This window comes from Stenotrophomonas sp. 17(2023), assembly GCF_030345315.1.
GTDB lineage: Bacteria > Pseudomonadota > Gammaproteobacteria > Xanthomonadales > Xanthomonadaceae > Stenotrophomonas > Stenotrophomonas acidaminiphila.
Genome location: NZ_CP128405.1, coordinates 3,278,418 through 3,298,474 on the forward strand (window position 1 = coordinate 3,278,418; position 20,057 = coordinate 3,298,474).

14 protein-coding genes and 1 tRNA gene are annotated in these 20,057 nt (G+C 67.8%); 9 read left to right on the top strand and 6 right to left on the bottom strand.

Features of this window, described 5'->3' with window-relative positions; all coding sequences use genetic code 11:
* Positions 1 to 336: 336 nt before the first annotated feature.
* The 7 genes from QQA12_RS14880 to QQA12_RS14910 all read left to right on the top strand — a co-directional run bounded on the left by QQA12_RS14880 (position 337) and on the right by QQA12_RS14910 (position 13,727).
* Positions 337 to 3,108, top strand: a complete 2,772-nt coding sequence (locus tag QQA12_RS14880; RefSeq protein WP_233324875.1) for a response regulator — start codon at positions 337 to 339, stop codon at positions 3,106 to 3,108.
* Positions 3,105 to 4,325, top strand: a complete 1,221-nt coding sequence (locus tag QQA12_RS14885; protein ID WP_226049712.1) for an EAL domain-containing response regulator — start codon at positions 3,105 to 3,107, stop codon at positions 4,323 to 4,325. Before QQA12_RS14880 ends, QQA12_RS14885 begins: the two co-directional genes overlap by 4 nt.
* A 190-nt stretch (positions 4,326 to 4,515) precedes the next feature.
* Positions 4,516 to 7,674: an ATP-binding protein gene (locus QQA12_RS14890; protein WP_226049963.1), complete on the top strand. Its 3,159-nt coding sequence runs from the start codon at positions 4,516 to 4,518 to the stop codon at positions 7,672 to 7,674.
* Positions 7,671 to 8,312, top strand: a complete 642-nt coding sequence (locus tag QQA12_RS14895; RefSeq protein WP_054668019.1) for a response regulator — start codon at positions 7,671 to 7,673, stop codon at positions 8,310 to 8,312. Before QQA12_RS14890 ends, QQA12_RS14895 begins: the two co-directional genes overlap by 4 nt.
* A 261-nt stretch (positions 8,313 to 8,573) precedes the next feature.
* Positions 8,574 to 12,185 carry a DUF4573 domain-containing protein gene (locus QQA12_RS14900; protein WP_226049713.1) on the top strand — a complete coding sequence of 1,204 codons (3,612 nt, stop codon included), beginning with the start codon at positions 8,574 to 8,576 and terminating at the stop codon, positions 12,183 to 12,185.
* 412 nt (positions 12,186 to 12,597) lie between these two features.
* A complete protein-coding gene (locus QQA12_RS14905; protein WP_226049714.1) occupies positions 12,598 to 12,936 on the top strand; it encodes a hypothetical protein in 339 nt (112 codons plus the stop codon).
* 404 nt (positions 12,937 to 13,340) lie between these two features.
* Entirely contained in the window at positions 13,341 to 13,727 is a 387-nt protein-coding gene (locus QQA12_RS14910; protein WP_226049715.1) for a hypothetical protein, read from the top strand.
* A 297-nt stretch (positions 13,728 to 14,024) separates the two neighbouring features.
* On the opposite strand, the gene QQA12_RS14915 is transcribed toward QQA12_RS14910, so the two are convergent.
* The 4 genes from QQA12_RS14915 to birA all read right to left on the bottom strand — a co-directional run bounded on the left by QQA12_RS14915 (position 14,025) and on the right by birA (position 16,616).
* A tRNA-Thr gene (locus tag QQA12_RS14915) sits at positions 14,025 to 14,100 on the bottom strand.
* Positions 14,101 to 14,142: 42 nt separating this feature from the next.
* On the bottom strand, positions 14,143 to 14,907 hold the full coding sequence (locus QQA12_RS14920; RefSeq protein WP_226049716.1) for an SPOR domain-containing protein: 765 nt from the start codon (positions 14,905 to 14,907) through the stop codon (positions 14,143 to 14,145).
* Between the two features lie 9 nt (positions 14,908 to 14,916).
* Positions 14,917 to 15,654 (bottom strand): type III pantothenate kinase, encoded by a 738-nt coding sequence (locus QQA12_RS14925; protein ID WP_226049717.1) that lies wholly within the window; start codon positions 15,652 to 15,654, stop codon positions 14,917 to 14,919.
* On the bottom strand, positions 15,651 to 16,616 hold the full coding sequence (gene birA / locus QQA12_RS14930) for a bifunctional biotin--[acetyl-CoA-carboxylase] ligase/biotin operon repressor BirA (protein ID WP_226049718.1): 966 nt from the start codon (positions 16,614 to 16,616) through the stop codon (positions 15,651 to 15,653). Before birA ends, QQA12_RS14925 begins: the two co-directional genes overlap by 4 nt.
* Positions 16,617 to 16,744: 128 nt before the next feature.
* Between birA and QQA12_RS14935 the strand changes: the two genes are divergently transcribed.
* Both QQA12_RS14935 and QQA12_RS14940 read left to right on the top strand, forming a co-directional pair.
* Positions 16,745 to 17,032 carry a hypothetical protein gene (locus tag QQA12_RS14935; RefSeq protein ID WP_225546648.1) on the top strand — a complete coding sequence of 96 codons (288 nt, stop codon included), beginning with the start codon at positions 16,745 to 16,747 and terminating at the stop codon, positions 17,030 to 17,032.
* Entirely contained in the window at positions 16,999 to 17,802 is an 804-nt protein-coding gene (locus tag QQA12_RS14940; RefSeq protein WP_226049719.1) for a M90 family metallopeptidase, read from the top strand. Before QQA12_RS14935 ends, QQA12_RS14940 begins: the two co-directional genes overlap by 34 nt.
* Positions 17,803 to 17,890: 88 nt before the next feature.
* On the opposite strand, the gene QQA12_RS14945 is transcribed toward QQA12_RS14940, so the two are convergent.
* Together QQA12_RS14945 and QQA12_RS14950 are read right to left on the bottom strand one after the other, a co-directional pair.
* Positions 17,891 to 19,315 (bottom strand): ATP-binding protein, encoded by a 1,425-nt coding sequence (locus QQA12_RS14945; RefSeq protein ID WP_182212927.1) that lies wholly within the window; start codon positions 19,313 to 19,315, stop codon positions 17,891 to 17,893.
* A 24-nt stretch (positions 19,316 to 19,339) separates the two neighbouring features.
* Complete coding sequence (locus QQA12_RS14950; RefSeq protein ID WP_004136763.1) at positions 19,340 to 20,023, bottom strand: response regulator transcription factor; 684 nt, start codon at positions 20,021 to 20,023, stop codon at positions 19,340 to 19,342.
* Positions 20,024 to 20,057 lie beyond the last annotated feature (34 nt).

Sequence of the window (20,057 nt, forward strand, 5' to 3'; positions counted from 1 at the left end):
TGACGGACTGCCGCGGCAACGTTGGCGGCAGCACCGACGGGCCCACGCCTTGCCGCAGGCACCCGTTCGCGCCGGATTGAACGACGTAATTTCGATTCCCTGCACCGGCCGCGAGGATCTCCGCGTGCGCCTGTATGGCCCACTGCGCCGCACAGGGCGTGGACCCCTGCATGGGCTTCCTCGGCGTCGACCGGCCGTCCCGTGCACCTGGAAAAGGCAGCATCCAGGGCATGCTCGACGCTTCCCGGGCATTTCACTGACTGGGGCGAAGAGACATGGGCGGACTTTAGGAAACGTCTGATGTGGGCATGAGCAGTTGCACTCTAGGCTGCAACGATGCTGAAGGGTGATTGCCAGAGTCACGGACGTGCCGAAGTGCTGACACTTGCGGCAAGGTGCACTCGCCTGCTGACCATTCTTGTATTTCTCCTGTTCATCCTGGCATGTTCGTCCTATGTCCTCATCAGGGGGACGGCGAGCGTCTCAACGCGGCTCCAGGAAGCGGGCACCGCCGCACACAAGGCAAATAACTACTTCGACCAGCGCGAAGCCCTGCTGCGGCACCTGGGCGATTCGGTGCTGGCAGGCAACCCGGACGAATCCACGGCGGACAGTGAGGGCACGCGCCCGCTGCCACTCGATGCGGCTGGCGGCCAGCCCGGCCAGCGACTTCTGCTGTCAGCCCGCATGGAGCACAGGCTGCAGGCGCTGCAGACGCGCCTGCTGCTGGTCGATGCAATGGGCGTGCATTGGCTTGCCGGAGGCGACGCCGACGTCGACCTGGCGCGCATGCCGTCACTGCGCGTGCTGCAGGCGCGCGGCGGCAGCCTCGAGGGTGCCGACCCGGTGTACTGGCTGCGCGCAGGTGACAGTGGCATCGCACTGGCCCAGCCGATACAGGCCGGCCCCCATCCGATGCAGTGGCTGATGCTGCTGCTCGATGGCGACGCTACGGCGGACGTGATCGATGGCCCCGGCATCGGCGGCTACACGCTGCTGGACGATGGCGGGCGGCCCGCGCTGTCGAGCCAGGCGCCGCGGCTGGACAGCGCGGGCTGGAAGACACTCTCGGAGCGCCAGGACGACAGCGTCGGCATGGTGTGGAGCGGCGGGCTGCCGCGTGGCGTGGCACTGGTGAAACGCGTCGGCAATGATGGCTGGCGGCTGGTCTACCACCTGCTGCCCGGGCAGCTGCTGGGCGACCTGGCCGTGCCCCTGCTGTTCTGCGCGCTTCTGCTGCTGCCGGCCTGCGTCGCGCTGCGACTGCTGCGCCATCGCGTCGATCGCACGCTCATCCAGCCGGCATTGCAGCAGCATCGCCAACTGCTGGAGAACCTGGACTTCAATTCGACGGTGATCGACATGGCACCTGTCGGCATCTGCGTGCTGCGCCGCAATGACCGCCACCTGCTGCTCTCCAACCAGCTGCTGCGTGACTGGCTTGGCGAGGATGGCCAGGACAGCGACTGGCAGGCACCGTGGCGCAGCCATGCCGGCGAGCGTGGACGCGGCCTGGAGTTCACCACGCGTGACGGCCGGCAGCTGCATGTACTGCATGCCGCCTGCCGCTACCAGGGCGATGACGTGCTGCTGTGTGCCTTCCACGACATCTCGCGGCATCGCCAGGCGCAAGCGGCGCTGTCGTCGGCACGGCAGGCGGCCGACGCCGCGAACCAGGCCAAGAGCGCCTTCCTGGCCACCATGAGCCACGAGATCCGCACGCCGCTGTACGGCGTACTGGGCACGCTCGAACTGCTTGGCCACACCGCACTGGATGCACGACAGTCGCAGTACCTGCGCACCATCGAGAGTTCCTCCTCGGTGCTGCTGCAGCTGATCAGCGACGTGCTGGATGTCACCAAGATCGAGTCGGGCCAGCTCAGCCTGGAGCCAACTTCCTTCTCGCCGCGCGAGCTGACCGAGAGCGTGCTGCGCAGCTTCGCGGCTTCTGCCACCTGCAAGGGGCTGCAGATCCTGGTATGCACCGATCCGGGCGTGCCCACGCGCGTGCTCGGCGATGCCGACAGGATCCGCCAGGTGCTGGGCAACCTGCTCAGCAACGCGATCAAGTTCACCGAGCATGGCCGTGTGATGCTGCGCGTGCGCCAGGTACAGCGTGAAGCCGAGTCCAGCATCCTGGTCTGGCAGGTGACCGACACCGGCGTGGGCATCCCCGCCGAGGAGCAGGCGCGGTTGTTCGAACCGTTTCGCCAGGTACGCGGCGCGGCCAGCGCGCAGGGCACCGGCCTGGGCCTTTCCATCAGCGATCACCTGGTACGGCTGATGAGTGGCGAACTGCAGGTGGTCAGCGAACCCGGGCTGGGCAGCAGCTTCAGCGTACGCCTGCCGCTGCCGGTGCTGCCGGTGGCCGACGATGGCCCTTCGCTGCAGCCGGAACCTCCGATCCTGGTACGTGGCCGTGATCGCGAACTGGTCGACTGTGCCTGCGGCTGGCTGCAGCGGTGGGGCGCCAACGCGCAGCCGCTGCTGGGCGATCCGGCCCTGCTCGACCACGATGGCGCAATCCTGGTGGAAGGCGAGGCGGCCCCGCCGCTGGCGTGGTCGGGCCCCCGGGTGGTGGCATCGATCGATGGCGGTGACCAGCCGACGGTGGCGGCCGACGGCAGACTGGTGGTGTCCCTGCATTGCATGGCGGCGATCGGCAACGCCCTGGCCAGCCTCCAGCAACGACGTACCGAGCTGCCGGAAAGCAACGGCACCGCACCGCTCATGCCGCTGCGCATGCGGGTGCTGGCGGTCGAGGACAACCCGATCAACCGGGTGATCCTGGCCGAACAGCTGCAGACCCTGGGCTGCGAGGTGGACCTGGCCCAGGACGGCGCGGAAGCACTGCAGCGGTGCCGCGAGCAGGCCTTCGACCTGGTGGTCACCGACATCAACATGCCGCGCATGGATGGCCACGCACTGACCCGGCAGCTGCGCGATGAGGGCAATACGGTGCCGGTGATCGGTGCCTCTGCCAATGCCACCGCCGAAGAACGCGAGCGCTACCTGGCCAGTGGCATGCAGGGCTACTTGAGCAAACCCATCGACATTGCCCGCCTGCGCAAGGCGATCACCGCCCTATGCCAAGGAGACCCCGCATGACCCAGCGTGTCCTGATCCTGGAAGACCAGCCATTCCAGCGCGGCTACCTCGCCAACCTATTCGGCAGCCGCGGCGGCGTGCAGGTCGACGCCTGCGAGGACGTCGAGGCGGCGATCGCGTTGTGCGCCTGCCATTCCTACGATCTGGTGGTGAGCGACCTGCTGATGCCTGGCCAGGACGGAATCCAGTTCATCCAGGCACTGGCCGCGCAACCGCGACCCCCACGCCTGGCCGTGGCCAGCACGGCATCCCGGCGGATGATGGCTTCGGCACGCCTGATGGCCGAGTCGCTCGGTCTGGAGGTGCTCGGCGTGGTGTCCAAGCCGGTCGCGGCGGCCGACGTCGAGGGCCTGCTTGAAGCCCTGGCACAGGCGCGACCGTCGACGGATGCCAAGCCGGCGCAGGCCGCGGTGCTGCCCGAGCCCGACGCCCGGCAACTGCGCCAGGCGATGGTCGACGGCAGTCTCACGGCCTGGTTCCAGCCCAAGAAGTCGCTGCAGTCCGGCCGCGTGGTGGCTGCCGAAGCCCTGGTACGCTGGCGCCATCCGCAGCTGGGTACGCTCACCGCGGGCAGCTTCCTGCCGGCGATATGCCGCCACGGGCTCGAGGGTGAGCTGTTGCGGATGATGCTCGAGGCCAGCATCAAGGCGCAGGCACGCTGGCGCAGGCAGGGCTTCCGGGTGCCGGTTTCGATCAACCTTCCGCCGCATCTGCTGGAGCAGTCCGACCTGCCCGATGAGCTGCTGGCGATGACCCTGGCACTGGGCGGCACGCCGGGCGAACTGTGTTTCGAACTGATGGAAAACAGCACCACGCGGCACGTCAGCGACTTCTACGCCGGTGCCTGCCGCCTGCGCATGAAGGGCTTCGGCCTGGCGCAGGACGATTTCGGGCAGGGCCTGAGCTCGGTCCACAACCTGGTCAACACACCCTTCACCGAGGTCAAGATCGACCGGGCCCTGGTCAGCGGCTGTGCCCGTGATCTGGCCCTGCATCTGACCCTGGCGACCATCATCGCGCTGGCCAATCAGCTGGGCCTGGTCATCGTGGCCGAAGGTGTGGAAAGCGATGCCGACCTGGCGGTGCTGCGCCAGCTCGGCTGCAGCCAGGTGCAGGGGTTCCTGATCTCCCAGGCGCTGCCCCCGGAGGAGTTCACCCGCCTGCTGGACGATGAAGCGCCGCGCGCCGACGAGGCGGCGCAGGCGGCCCTGCGTTGAGGTGGGCTGCATGCCGGCTTCACGGAGCCGTCAAGCGACATTGACGATCCTGTCTGTGCTGCGGCGCCCACCGGGCGCCGTCGGTTGCCACTGACCGCCCACTGCTCCGAGACCTGCCATGCCGGCCGAGGCCGCTCCCGTACGCCGACTCGCGCGCCGCTCACTGCGCGTCCATGCCCTGTTGATCGCAGTGGTGGTGCTGGCCACGCTGCAGGCCGGGCTGCTGCTGTCGGTGGGCGCGCGGCTGTTCAATGACGAGCGCAGCAAGATCGAGTTCCACTTCCGCCGCCTGGACGGCACGCTGCGCGAGCAGGAACGCTTCCTGCAGCAATGGCGCCTGCACGATGTCGGCACCCAGGGGCAGCCGGTGGCGGATGGCAGCATGGGGCAGCAACGCGGCCCGCTGTTCGCCAACTTCGTGCTGATCGGGAACAACAGGAACATCACCCCGTCCCAGACCGAACTCGGGGATCGCTTCGTGCGCTTCTACGGCACGTTCTGGTCGGCCTCGCACTTTCCGCCGCCGCAATGCCTGCTGGTCGATGGTCAGGGCACGCGTGGCCTGCTGGCGCCGATGCAGATGACCGATACCGATCTCAGCCCGAACAGTCCGCACCACCTGCGCCCGCAGATCGGCGACATCCACCGGGCGCTGATCGACCAACCCGCCCTGCAGCGCGGCGGCATCGCCTGGATGCCCGTGCCCTGGCGCGATGGCCAGACCCGCCTGCTGGCCGTCGCCCATGCGCCGCAGGATGCACGCCTGTGGAGCGACGACGACGACGGCTCGCTGGCGGCACTGGCGTGCCTGCTCGATCCCTCCCGTGTCGATGACTACCAGCAGGTACTGGGCGTTCCGGTTTTCGAGCGGCTGTCGCTGTTCGACCCCGCCGGCCAGCGCCTTCTGGGAGATGCCGCCGATGCCAGCGACGCCGGCACGTCCTGGCAGGCCAATGCCCACGGCCTGCGCTTCCGCATGCGCAGCGAGCGCGGCTGGCTGGCGGTCTACCACGTCGGTTGGCAACAGATATTCCAGCATCCGCAGGGGCCGCTGCTGGGCGCGACGCTTGTCGCTCTGCTGCTGGCGCTGGGCGGCACGCTGGTCCTTCGCGCGTATAGGCAGTCGGTCATCGAACCGCTGCGCAGCAACCACGAACGCCTGCTGGAAAGCGAGGCCTTCAGCCGTACCATCCTGGACAACGCACCGATCGGGCTGTGCCTGCTGCGGCGTGCCGATGGCGATGTCCTGCTGGACAACACCCTCGCCCGCCGTTGGCTGGGCGAAGACCATAACGCGGACGGCTGGCACGGCCCATGGCGCCGCAGCGTGCTGGCCGCCGGTGGTACCACGGCCGGCGATGGCGTGGCCTACACCACGCCGGAAGGCCGCCACCTGCTGGTGACCGCCACACAGGCGCGGTATCGCAGCGAGCCCGCGGTGCTGTGCCTGTTCATCGACCTCAGCAGCCAGCACGAAGCCGAGCAGGTTCTGCAGCAGGCGCGGCGTGCCGCTGACCAGGCCAACCGCGCCAAGAGCCAGTTCCTGGCAACGATGAGCCATGAGATCCGCACCCCGCTGTACGGCGTGCTCGGCACGCTTGAACTGCTGGGCCTGACGCCACTGGACGCGAAGCAGCAGGACTACCTGGCCACGATCCAGCGCTCGTCCTCGACCCTGATGCAGCTGATCAGCGACATCCTGGATGTGAGCAAGGCCGAGGCCGGCCAGTTGAGCCTGGAGCCCAGCCCGTTCGATCCGGTGCGGCTGACCGAGGATGCACTGGACTCGTACGCCGCCGTAGCCGCCAACAGCGGGTTGCAGTTCTACGCCTGCATCGACGCCGATGTGCCGGATGCGGTGTGCGGCGATGCGGCTCGGATCCGCCAGGTGCTCAACAATCTGCTCAGCAATGCGCTGAAGTTCACCGACAGCGGCCGCGTGGTGGTACGTCTGTCCGCACGCTGGCAGGACGAACGCTGCTGGCTGCAGTGGCAGGTGGCCGATACCGGCATCGGCATCGCCAGTGAACACCAGGCGCACCTGTTCGAGCCGTTCTTCCAGGCCAACCCGGGGACCGACGCCATGCGTGGCACGGGCCTGGGCCTGGCCATCTGCGCGCACCTCGTGGCACTGATGGACGGCCACCTGCGCGTGGTCAGCGAGAGCGGCCTGGGCAGCAGCTTCAGCGTCGACCTGCCGCTGCCACCCGCGCAGCCGGATCCACAGCAATCACCGCCGCCGCGGCTGCCACCGCAGCTGCAGGTGCAGGTACGCGGTGCCGTGCGCGAAATGGTGCAGTCGCTTTGCGAGCGCCTGCAGCAACGCGGCGCGCATGCCAGCATGTACCGGGAGGACACCGCGGCCGGCATGGCACCGACGGCGGTGCTGCTCGATCTCGTGCTGGACGGCCCACTGCCTGCGTGGGAGGGAAGCAGCCCGCGCGTGGCGGCCTGCCGCGAGGGCGGCACGCAACCGCAGCTGATCGACGGTACCTGGCAGGTCGGCCTGCATCGGCTCGATGCCATCGTGATGGCCTTGGCCGCGGCCAGCGGGCAACCGTCGACGACCGATGCCGCGGGACGCCTGCCACCGACCCGGCGCTTCGGCCTGCAGGTACTGGTGGCCGAGGACAATCCGATCAACCAGGCGATCCTGCGTGACCAGCTGGAACAACTTGGCTGCCATGCGGTGGTCGCCTGCGATGGCAACGAAGCGCTGGGCTACTGGCAGCAGGGCGCGTTCGCGCTGGTGCTGACCGATATCAACATGCCCGGGCTGGACGGCTACGGCCTGGCCCGGGCACTGCGCGCGCGCGGCGTCAGCGTGCCGATCCACGGCGCTACCGCCAATGCCGACCCGGCCGAACGGCAGCGCTGCGAGGAGGCCGGCATGCAGGGCGTGCTGGTCAAGCCGATCACCCTGGAGGCGCTGCAGCGCCTGCTGACCCGGATCACGAACGGCCAGCCACCGGTTGCAGACCATCAGGCGCAGCCCGCGCACGTCATCGCGAACGACGCCAATCCTCCGCTCCAGGTAAATCCGAAGATGCAGGCGCTGTTCGTGCAGACCATGCAGGCCGATCTGGACAGCCTGCGGGACGCCATCAACGCGGCTGATCCAGGCCGCGTGGCGCAGGTGCTGCACCGCATCCGCGGCGCACTGGTCATCGTCGGCGCACCCGCGCTGGTGGACAGCGGCCTGCATATCGAGCAGCGCATCGCACAGGGTGACGGACTGGCTGCGCTGGCCGGTCGCCTGGATGGATTCCAGCACGGGCTGCTGCGGCTGCTGGCTCCCCTGCTCGACGACGCGATGCCATCCTCTCCTGACGACACGACCCCGCCATGACCACACGGATCCTCATCGCCGACGACCACCCGATCGTGCTCGCCGGCATCCGCGATGTGCTGGCCGGGGAACTGGATCTGGAAATCGTGGGCGAGGCCGCCGATCCGGCCACGTTGATCGAGCTGATGACACGGACCCGGCCACAGGCCGTGATCACCGACTACAGCATGCCCGGTGGCGACCATTTCGGCGATGGCATCAAGCTGATCTCGTTCCTGCGCCGCAGTTTCCCGGACACACGCCTGCTGGTGCTGACCATGGTGTCCAACCCATCGCTGGTGGCCGCGATGTATGCCGCCGGTGCCGGCGGCGTGGTACTCAAGAGCCATGGCCTGGGCAAGCTGGTGCAGGCCCTGCGCGTGGTGCTGGCCGACCGCGCCTATCGCCCCCCGGGGCTGCTGCCGCTGGCTGCTGGCGAGCCGGCTGATGCCGATGCGGTCCGTGCGCGCCTGTCGCCCCGCGAGCTGGAAGTGATCCGGCTGTTCACCGGCGGCATGAGCGTGGGCGACATCGCACGCCAGCTGCAGCGCAGCGCCAAGACGGTCAGTACGCAGAAGATCAGCGCCATGCGCAAGCTTGGCGTGGAAAGCGACCAGGCGCTGATTGAGTACTGCCTGCAGGCCTCGCTGTTCGCCTGAGCCCCGCTACGGGTTGAACCTGCCTCCGCTGGCGGCCCTGCGGAGGCTTTAGGAAACGCCTGATTCCATCCGGCGGTGCCGATTCCTAGTCTGGGCGTATCCCGCCACGCTGCGCCTGCCCTCCGTCGCCATGCCACCGGAGGGTGGGGTGCCGGGGGCGCCTGCGCGCTGCCACCACCACCAGGGGCCTGCGCGGCGACCCGGCCCAGCCGCACCCGTTCGCGCAGCCGTGCTGCGCACAGCCACAGGAAGCACATCAGCATGTACGCCTCCCCCACACGGCGCCACCGTGCGCCCGGACGCGCGCGCCTCGCGCCTGCCCCGCTCCTTCCGAGCATGCTGGCCACCTCCCTGTGGGCGGCGCTGCCGGTCCACGCTGCCGAACTCACCGGTCCCGTGCAGGTCAGCGACGGCAACAGCCTCCAGCTCGGTGAGGATGACGTGCTGACCCAGGCCGCGGGAAGCTTCGCGTTGACCGTCACCGGTGCCGGCAGCAATGCACTGATCGATGGCAGCCGCATCAACGTGACCGGCAATGGCAGCGCCGTCTCCGCTGCCAATGGCGGCCATGTACAACTGCGCGGTGCGACGCTGTCGATAGCGCCAGCCACCGGCACGGGCTTCTATGCGTTGTACGCCAACGGCGCTGGCAGCGTGATCGAAGCACACGACGTCGAGATCGATGCCACGCGAAACGGCAGTGGGTACGGCAGCGTCCAAGCGTACAACGGCGGCATCATCCGCTACACCGGGGGCCGCCTGGCGACGACCGGTGGCGGAACGCTGGCCGGTGCATCGGGCAGTGGCAGCGAGCTGCATATGTCCGATCTTGTGATGAGTGCCGGCAAGGGCGGCAGCCTGCGCGCCGACCGCGCCGGCATCCTGACAATCCGCAGCAGCCGGATCAGCATAGCCCCCGGTGGCATCCTCGCCGGCATCGCCGTCGATGGAGTGGGCAGTCGTGCCGAGCTCTACGACACCTTCCTGGAAGGTGGCTTGTTCGACATCGACAGCGGCGGCAGCATCCTTCTGGAGAACGTGGAGGCACATTCGGTGGGTGGCAGCATGCGCCTGCTGGGCAGCAGCCTCGACAAGACCTATTCCAGCGCGGTGATCAACGGCGGCAGCTTCCATACCGTCGGCGGCTACGGCGTGAACATCAACAGCTGGGGCAAGCTGACCGCCCGCGACGCGGCGTTCGATGTCCGCGCAGGCAACTCCGGATTCTGGCTGTCCAGCGATGAGTCGCGCCTGCAGCTGATCGACAGCACCGTCGACACCTGGACGGACATCTACGGCTACGGCGTGGAGATCGCCGGTGGCGTCGCCACCGTGCAGGGCGGCCGGATCACCACGCACGGCGATTCGACGTATGGCATACGCGTGACCGGCTCCACCGGCTCGACCGCCAGCCGCATCGAAGCCACCGGCAATGTGATCGAAGTACGCGGCAACGGGGGTGGCGGCGTGTTTCTCGGCGGCTCCGCCGCAAGCGCACTGCTCGACAACGTCACGATCCGCGGCGACGGTGAGAATGTGTTCGGCATCGTGCAGATGAACACGGCACGACTGTCCCAGGCCGACCGCCTGGACATCCGCATGAGCGGCAGCAACAGCGTCGGCTACCGCTCCTACCTGACCGCGTTCGGCGCGTACTGGAACCGCGCCGTATTCAACGACAGCCACATCGAGACCACCAACGGTACCGCGTTCTGGCTGCAGGGCAGCAACCATGCGCTGACCGTCAATGGCGGCAACGTCACCGCAGGCGACGGTAGCGGCCGCCTGCTGCGGGTCAGCGATACCGTGTTTTCCGATGGCAGCAGCGTGGCGACCAGCCGCATCGAGTTCACTGCCGATGCCAGCACGCTGCACGGTGACGTGGTGGTCGACAGCGCGACGGCTGACGTACACATGATGCTGCGCAACGGCACCACGTTCGGCGGCGCGCTGCGCGACGACTCCGGCCACCAGGTCGCACGGTTGACGATGGATGGCAGCAGCCAATGGAACGTACGCGCCGACTCCAGCGTCGGCATGCTCGAACATGCCGGCACCATCGCCTTCGATACGGGGGCGGCGGGCGACTTCAAGACCGTCACTGTCAGTGGCGACTACGTGGGCAATGGCGGCGCGTGGATCTTCAACCGCGCGCTGGGCGATGACACATCCCCGGGCGATCGGCTGGTGATCAACGGCAACAGCAGCGGCACCGCCAGCGTGAGCGTGCGCAATGCCGGCGGTGCCGGCGCCCTGACCCAAGAGGGTATCCGCCTGATCACCGTCGGTGGCCAGTCGGATGCGCAGTTTGTTCTGCAGGGCCGCGCCGTGGCCGGTGCGTACGACTACTTCCTGTTCAAGGGAGGCGTGTCGAGCCCGGACGACGGCAACTGGTACCTACGCTCGGAGTATGTGCCTCCCGTGGATCCTGTGGATCCGGTCGATCCCGTAGACCCGGTGGATCCTGTGGACCCTGTGGACCCCGTGGATCCCGTGGATCCCGTAGACCCGGTGGATCCCGTGGATCCGGTGGATCCCGTGGACCCCGTGGACCCCGTGGACCCGGTGGACCCGGTGGACCCGGTGGATCCGGTGGATCCGGTGGATCCCGTGGACCCGGTTGACCCGGTTGACCCGGTGGATCCCGTTGACCCGGTGGATCCCGTTGACCCGGTAGATCCCGTTGACCCGGTGGACCCGGTGGACCCGGTTGACCCAGTGGATCCTGTGGACCCAGTGGATCCCGTGGATCCTGTAGATCCTGTGGATCCCGTGGACCCGGTAGATCCTGTGGATCCCGTGGACCCTGTGGATCCCGTGGACCCGGTGGACCCTGTGGATCCGGTAGATCCCGTGGATCCCGTGGACCCAGTGGACCCTGTGGACCCTGTGGATCCCGTGGACCCGGTGGATCCGCCGCGTCCCAAAGTGGAACGTCCCGAGCCGGCGGTCTACCTGGCCAACCGTGCCGCTGCGCTGGGCATGTTCCGGCATGGCCTGCACGACCGTGCCGGTGACCCCGCCACCGGAATCGACAGCAGCAGCAGTGAAGTCGTGGGCTGGCTGCATCTTCGCAACGCGCAGCCCGACAGCCATGACCAAGGACGGCAGGTCCAGGTCGATGCGCAGATCAGCAGCATGCTCCTGGGCGTGGGGCGTCGATTCGAGGCGGGCGGCGGCGAACTGCAGGCCGGCGCGATGGTCGGCCATGGCCGTGCACGCAATGACAGCCGTTCGAAGGTGACCGGCTACACCGCACGTGGCGTGGTCACCGGCACGAGCGTTGGCGCGTACGCGACCTGGCTGCAGGACGCACGCATGGAAGGCGGCGCCTATGTGGATGGCTGGCTGCAGTACGGCCGTTTCCGCAACAGCGTGCAGGGCGAAGGCCTGCAGAAGGAACGCTATGGCGCCCGCAGCTGGAGTGCTTCGACCGAGGCCGGCTACGTGCTGCCGCTGCGGCACAGCGCGCAACGTGGCATCTACCTGGAACCCCAACTGCAGTTGGTGCACAGCCGCTATGACAGCGAGCGGGTGGTCGAGGCCAACGGCACGGTGGTCGAAGATCGCGGCAATGGCGAAACCAGCACCCGTCTCGGCCTGCGCCTGTACAGCCGTGGGTTGAGCCCGGCGCAGGGCCAGGTACATCCCTATGTGGTGGTGAACTGGTGGTCCGGCGGCAATGGCGCAGGCCTGGCGATGGACGGCGAGCGGTTGCGGCGACAGCTGCCGCACGACATCTACGAAGCCAAGGCGGGCGTGCAGATGGGACTGTCCGCCGGCTGGCGCGGTTGGGGTGAACTGAGCCGACAGAGCGGTGGCATGGGCTTCCGCGACGTCAACGCACAGATGGGCGTCCAGTACAGATGGTGAATGCAACCCCGCGCCAAAAACCCGGTGGGAGCTGCGCGAGCCCAGCGCAGATCTGCATGCCCGTCACAGCGCAGCTCTTGCAGCGGCCAACTCACCTCACGTGGAGAAGCCGCACGGGCGTGCGCAGAGGAGGATCTGGGCAGTGGCTCCAAATGGATTGGGCACCCGCACCCTCTTTGGGAAAGAGAAGACTGTACTTCGAGCGGCTACTTCCGCCCCATAGCGGACATTGGCGCGTGGGCGGGCCTATCGCTGGGTCCGGCTATATGCTGGCTTGTTAGCCTGACCAAGCCGCCCTAAGATCGAGCTATCGCAAGGGAGAAGCTCGCCATACGGTGCTTTGTAGACAAGTCACATAACCGGACCCGTGGGTTCGTCTATTAGGTAGTTAGGCACCACAGGGGGGGACATCATGGATACTTATTACTCGCTCGGCGCCGGGATTGCGGCCTTTGCATTGTTCGTGCAACTCACAATGCTTGGTTTGCAATCTGCCGCATACCGGAGGCATGGCCACAAGAGCTTTCTCATACTTTGCATAGCCAGTGTCCTGGGACTGATCTATGCATGTCTTATGGGCATCCCGTACATCGTTCCCTTGGACGCATCCATGCTGGTGTCCGTCACTGCGATTGGAGCACTTGTCGGCGCTATGAGTGCTCTACTCGCCGTCTTGGGCACTGCTCTCTTGTTTAAGTCGTATCGTAATCTTGCAGAGGTTGCTGCCCGCAGTTCGTCGGATGGCGCCTGACAGTTCATTCAAGCCGACGTTACTATCGCCACGCGGCTTAATTCCGGCGTTAGGCCTCTATGGAAGCAATCGATGTCGGAGGCGCCAATCTGCTCCTATCCGTTCCAAGGAGTTGGGAGCGCGTGTCCGTCCAAGCATCAACGGATTCTCAACGGCTCGCTTGCATCTATCAGACTTTGGGCGGGTTCCGCGTACAACGTCACTATCGTGGCAAGATGGAGCCTCAGTGGCAGGGAGAGTGGTGGCTTGAGCATGGTGCAGCATCCATCACTGATACTTTGGAGTCTGCTCAAAGTCTGGCCACCAGCTATCTTGGCCAAGCGGCCTAGCAGTTCATTCAAGCCGAACCCGCTTCGCGGGTCGGCTTAATTCAGGTGTTTAGGTTGCTCAAGGAGGATGTGCGCATGTCTCGCAAGAACTTGTGGCTTGGATTTGCTTCGTTGATCGCGGTCAATGTCGCACTTAACAACCTGGCTACTGCAATCGTGCCTCAAACTATCACCGCAATCACCGTCCAACCCATCGTGATTTCCTTCCTCGCGAGTTTTGCCGGAGGTTTCATCGCACGCGAGCGCTTCATCCTCATCGCTCTGGGGGTCTGGGCGGTACTCTGGGCAGCAATTGGCTACATGCTGTACCTAATCGCGGCGCCTACCGGTCATGCCACTGTCTCTTCAATCGCCCAGCACAACTGGGTGGCCTTCTTGTTCTCCGGCTTGGCGACTGTTGCGGGCGCATATATTGGTCAAGCACAGGCGATTCACCGCACAAAAAATACAGCCGCAACCTGACAATTCATTCAAGCCGAGCCGCCTCGCGCCGCGGCATAACCTCTGAGCAGTGAACGTCCGCTCCTGGCCGACAGCAGTCGCAGGGCAAGAGCTTGGGCATAGCCCTGATGCCTGATAGGTGCGATGAATAGACAGTTGGCCTGCCAATCATCACAAGCCCAAAAAGCCTTGGTGCTGCCAGTGTTCAGGGCTTCGTGGGACATGAACTCTTGATTATTTTTACCGGCATTATTGCCGGCAAACCTACTTTCTGGCGCTATCGATTCGCCAGCAAGTAATTTGAATTCAAAGAGTTAATGGTGCCGCTTATCCGAATCGAACGGATGACCTACTGTTTACAAGACAGTTGCTCTACCGACTGAGCTAAAGCGGCAAGGCTTCACGCGGCGCACTCGCGATGCGCCCGGGCGGCATTCTAGCGCAGGCGCGCGCACTCCAGCGCTTGCCGCTGCGCGGCACCGCTGCGCCTGTGCAGATCGTCCGCGGCGACGGTAGCGGCATGGGCCACGTCCAGCCACCAACTGGCGCCGGCTTCCACGCCGTTGCCGACAATCCGTACCGGGAAGCCCGCTGCCGCCAGTGCGGCCATGCGCCGCTCGGCGCCCTCGCGGTTGCGGTACTGGCCCAGCGCCACCGCGTTGGCGTCGTCGCCCTGGGCGATGATGAAGTAGTCGCTGAAGCCCGCCTCCACGATGCGCCTGGCCATGGCCTGTGCCTCCTCGCGGCTCGCGGCCTGCGATGTCAGCACGCGGTAGCTGGCCGCCTTGGGCTGCACCTCGCGCAGCTGCGAGCGGGACAGATCCGCTCCCAGCGCGGCCGCGGCGGCCTGCGCCTGCTCGCGGCTCTGGAACGGTCCGAAACTCGAACACTGCAATGGCCGCGACGGCGCGGCCGCGGTGGGCTCCGGGGTGGCGGGGGCTGGCGTGGCCACCGCGCTCGTGGCGGTGGCCTTGGCTGCGTCCTGCAACGCGGCCGGTGCCGGCGCCGCGGCAACGGCGGCTGGCGCCGGTACGGCCGGCGCGCCTGCATCCACCGCATCCATGGGCACGAGTTCCAGCGTCGCAACGCCGGTTTCGCGGACTTCGGGCGCGGCGGCCGGTGCCGGCCGCGGCGTCATCCACCACAGCGCCACGCCAAGGTTGAGGATGGCCAGTGCGACGATCAGGAAACGAATCAGCATGGCGCGATCCTAGCGCCCCGGCGCCTGCGCGTGCACGGCCCAGCGGGCCAGCCCGTCCAGCACCAGGGCTGGCCGGTACTCGGCGCCGGGCAGCAGCGGCAACAGCGGGACCGCGCCGCCGCCGTGCACCAGCAGGGACGGCGCGGTCCCTAGCAGGTCGGCGCCATGCCGCAGGCTGCGTTCGACCAGCGCCACCGCGGCGCCGTCGCACCCGGACGCCAGCGCGTCGGCGGTGTCATTGGCGAACTCCGCATAGTCGCCACCGCTGGCCGGCAGCTGCGCCGCGCGCGCGTGCAGGGCCTCGCGCATGACCGTGGGCGAGGCGCCGATGCGGCCACCCAGGTGGCGGCCGCCGGCATCCATCAGGTCGATGGTCAGCGCCGTGCCCACCCCCACCACCAGCACCGGCCGCTGGCCGGTGGCCGCGGCGAGCAGGGCCAGGAAACGATCGACGCCGAGCTTCTCCGGGCGTGCATAGCCGATGGTGACGCCGGCGCATGCCGGCAGCGTCCGCGCCACCTGCACGCGTGCGAAGCGGGCATGCAGCAGTTCCATCACCGTCGCGGTCAATGCCGGCGCCGCGACGCTGGCCACCCAGGCGGTGTCCCCGCGTGGCAGGGCGTCCAGCGCGGCCGCGGTCATGGCCTCGGCACCGTGTGCCCACGCCTGCACACTGCCGGCGGTGGCACCGTCGAGCGGTGCGAACTTGAAACGCGAATTGCCCAGGTCGAACAGCCAGTCGCTCATTGCGCCCTCACGCTGACTTCGCCGGCATGGAAATGACGCTCGCCGCCACCGATGGACAGGCGCAGGGCACCGTCCTCGGCCAGGCCGCGGGCGACGCCCTCGTACAGGGTACCCGCCTCCTCCACGCATACCGGCCGCCCGGCCAGCACGTCCATCGCCGCATACCGCGGCAGGAACGGGCCCAGCCCCTGCTGCTCGAACAGGTCCAGCGCCGGCAGCAGCTGCGACAGCACGGCCGCAACCACCCGGTTGCGCGATACCGGCGCTCCGGCGAGCGTGTCCAGGTCGGCCCAGGGCTGGGTGATGTCCGCGGCGATGCCGGCGGGCATGCGCACGTTCAGGCCGAGCCCGATCACCGCGCGCGCTGGGCCGGCGAACTCGCCGCCACCTTCCACCAGCAGGCCACCGAGCTTGCGGCCATCGACCAGCACGTCGTTGGGCCATTTCAGGCCGGCCGCGGCAAAGCCGAGCGCATGCAGCGCTTCGCCCACCGCCACCCCGGCGGCCAGGCTCAGCCCGCCCATGCGCGACAGGCCACCGGCAAAGGACCGCGACACCGACAGATAGATATTGGCCGCCAGCGGCGAAGCCCAGTGCCGGCCACGACGGCCGCGGCCGCCGGTCTGGCGCTCGGCCAGCAGCACCTCGACGCCGCGCAAAGGCGCGCTGCGTCGCAGCAATTCGCTATTGGTGGACCCTACCGTCCAGCCGATTTCCAGCGCCGCGACGGAGCCCGCCACCCCGGGCGCCAGCTGCTCCAGGATGCGCGCGCGATCCAGCAGTTCCAGCGGCTGGGCCAGTCGGTAGCCGTCGCCGGCACGGCCGTCGATCGCCACGCCGGCTGCCCGCAACCCCTGGATACGCTTCCACACGGCGGCGCGGGTCTGGCCGAGTTCACGGGCCAGGGCGTCGCCGGAAAAGGCGCCCTCGCCCAGCTTGGCCAGCAATTCTCGGTCGTCCACGATGGATCTTCTGATCGCAACAGATCGCCCGATTATGCGTGAAGGCACCCGGACCGCCCATGGGGGCTTCCAATCCCGCCGGGAAAGCAGGCTAGAATCGGGAGCTCAACCGCCCCCGGATGTCGACGATGCGCCGTACCGCCCATTGCCTGATCCTGCTGCTGGCCCCGGTGGCCGCGCATGCCGCGGAGGCGATCGACACCCCGGCCCGCAGCGGCTGCACCTATGCCCCGGGCGAAGTGGAGCGCGTGGCGGCACCGGCCGCATCGGTGAGCCTGGCCAACGCCGTTCCGCCGTCGCAACCCAAGCACACGGTGCCGGCACCGCAACAGGCCGGCGGCGGCAGCGACGAGGAGATCATCCCGCGGCTGCGCGCACCGAAATGGCACCGCCTGCTGCCCGGTATGTTCCGCTGATCCAGTCGTTTCTGCGCCGCTGGCGGCGCCCGCCGCCTTCCATTGACGAAGCCCTCTGGCGCAGCACGTGCCAGGCATGCCCGTGGCTGCATGCCCTGGATGCCACGCGCCAGGAGCGGCTGCGCGGGCTTGCGGCGCATTTCCTGCACCGCAAGGCCATCACCCCGGTAGCCGGCCTGGTGCTGGACGAAGGCCAGCGCCTGGTGCTGGCCGCACTGTGCTGCCTGCCGCTGCTGGAGTTCGGTGAGCAGGGCCTGCTTGGGTGGTCGGAACTGGTGGTGTACCCGGATGCGTTCCGGGTACGCCGCAACCACGTGGACGCTGCCGGCGTGCTGCATGAATGGGACGATGAACTGATCGGCGAAGCCTGGGACAGCGGCCCGCTGCTGCTGTCATGGGCCGACGTACAGGCCGACATCGCCGACCCGCAGGCGGGCTTCTGCGTGGCGGTGCACGAGATGGCGCACAAGATCGACGTGCTCGATGGCGCGCTGGACGGCACGCCGCCGCTGCCGCGCGACTGGCAGCGGCAATGGGCACGCGATTTCCAGCGCAGCTACGACGCCTTCTGCGCACGGGTGGATGCCGGCCGCGATACCGCGATCGACCCGTACGCGGCCGAAGCGCCTGAAGAATTCTTCGCGGTCGCCACCGAGTACCACTTCTCCGCCCCGCACCTGCTGGAGCGGGACATGCCGGAGGTGGCCGCGCACCTGCGCCGCTTCTACGGGCCCTCGCCGTTCGCCGGCCAGACGCTGCAACAGCCATAGGCAGTACGGCGCGACGCCGGCATGGCCGGGCTGGCCAACGCCGCGGACCGCCACGATGCAGCGCCCACGGGCGGCCGGCCGGGCCGGGTCACAGCCCCGGCGGCAGGGTCACTTCGAAACGCGCGCCACCCAGTTCGGGCGAGCGCTTGACCTGCAGTTCGCCGCGGTAGTCCTTGATCAGGTCCTGCACGATCGACAGGCCGATGCCATGGCCCTGCACGCGTTCGTCGCCGCGCACGCCACGCTGCAGGACCTTGGCGATGTTGTCCTCGGCGATGCCCGGTCCGTCGTCGTCCACCGCCATTTCCAGGCCCGCGCGCCGCCCGGGCGCGGAGGGAATGGAGCGGACCGTGAGCAGCACCCGGCGCCGGGCCCACTTGAACGCGTTCTCCAGCAGGTTGCCAAGCAGTTCCTGCAGGTCGCCGGGCTCGCCGTAGAAATTGACGCCCGGCTCGATCTCGAACTCGCACAGCACGCCCTTGCTGGCGTAGACCTTCTCCAGCCCGCGCACGATCTCCTCGGCGCTGGCCTCGATCGGCACCGGCGCGGAGAACAGCTTGTGCCCGGACGAGGCCGCCCGCGCCAGCTGGTAGGACACCAGGTTGTTCATGCGCTGCAGCTGTACGTCCAGCTCCTCGCGCAGCGCACCGTCGCCGGCACCGCTGTCCAGTTGCGTGCGCAGCACCGCGATCGGCGTCTTCAGGCTGTGCGCGAGGTCGGCCAGGGTATTGCGCTGGCGCTCGAGGTTCTCGCGCTCGCTCTCGATGAAGGCGTTGATGCTGTCGGTCAGCGGCTCCAGCTCGCGCGGGTGCATCTCGCTCATGCGCTCGCGCTCGCCGCGCTGCACCCGGGTCAGTTCGTTGATCACGCGCTTGAGCGGGCGCAGGCTCCACTGCAGCACCAGGGTCTGCAGCAGCAGCAGGATCAGGCCGGTCACGCCGAGCCAGAACCACACCGCACTGCGGAACACGCGCAGCTGCTTGCCCAGCGCGCGCGAATCCTCGAGCACGTAGATGGTGTAGGGAAACTCGCTCTCCGGGCTGCCGTCACCGCCCCAGACCAGGCCCATGCCGTAGCGGTAGACCTCGCCGGGCGTACCGTCGATCTGGGTGATCGGCAGCGGGCCCTCGAACGTCTCCTCGCGCGGTTCGAGCATGCGCGCGCTGACGTCGGGCAGGATCGGCCCCTCGGCGGACATGGAGTTGCCGGAGTGGCCCGGCATCACCACCTGCAGGTACAGGCCGCTGCCGGGCACGTCGAACCGCGGGTCCGGCGGTTGTTCGCGGATGTAGAGCGAGCGGTCACGGGTGAAGTCGATGCCGGCCGCGTAGGAAGTGGCGTAGTTCTTCAGCCGCTCGGAAAGGTTGGCGCGGGCGGTGCCGGCGAAGGCGGCGTCCAGCGCATAGCCGGCCAGCGCCAGGAAGGCCACCAGGCCTATCGAGGCGGCCAGCAGCTGGCGCGCCTGCAATGAACGCGGCCGCCAGCGCCGGAAGAACCACAGACGGCCGTAGATCATGCCCGTACCGCGCGCGGCGGATCAGCCCTCGTTGCGCGGAATGGCGAAGCGGTAACCACGGCCGCGCACGGTTTCGATCGGCTTCAGCTCGCCGTCCGGGTCCAGCTTCTTGCGCAGGCGGCCGATGAACACTTCCAGCACGTTCGAATCGCGGTCGAAGTCCTGCTGGTAGATGTGCTCGGTGAGGTCGGCCTTCGAGACCAGCTCACCGGCATGCATCATCAGGTACTCGAGCACCTTGTATTCGTAGCTGGTCAGGTCGACGTTGCTGCCGGCCACGCTGACCGTCTGCGCGGCCAGGTCCAGCGCCACCGGGCCGCACTCCAGCGTCGGCTTGGACCAGCCGGCGGCGCGGCGCAGCAGCGCGTTGACGCGGGCCAGCAGCTCTTCGACGTGGAACGGCTTGACCAGGTAGTCGTCGGCGCCCTGCTTCAGGCCCTCGACCTTGTCCTGCCAGCTGGAGCGGGCGGTCAGGATCAGCACCGGGAACTTCTTGCCCTCGTCGCGCAGCGCCTTGATCAGCTCCATGCCCGACATCTTGGGCAGGCCCAGATCGATGATGCCGACATCGAACGGCACCTCACGTCCCATGTACAGGCCTTCCTCTCCGTCCTGCGCGGCATCGACGGCAAAGCCTTCACGCTTGAGCCGGGCTGCCAGGGTCTCGCGCAGCGGGGCTTCGTCTTCGACCAGAAGGATACGCATGAACTCTCCCTAGTTGCTTGGCCGGCCATTCACC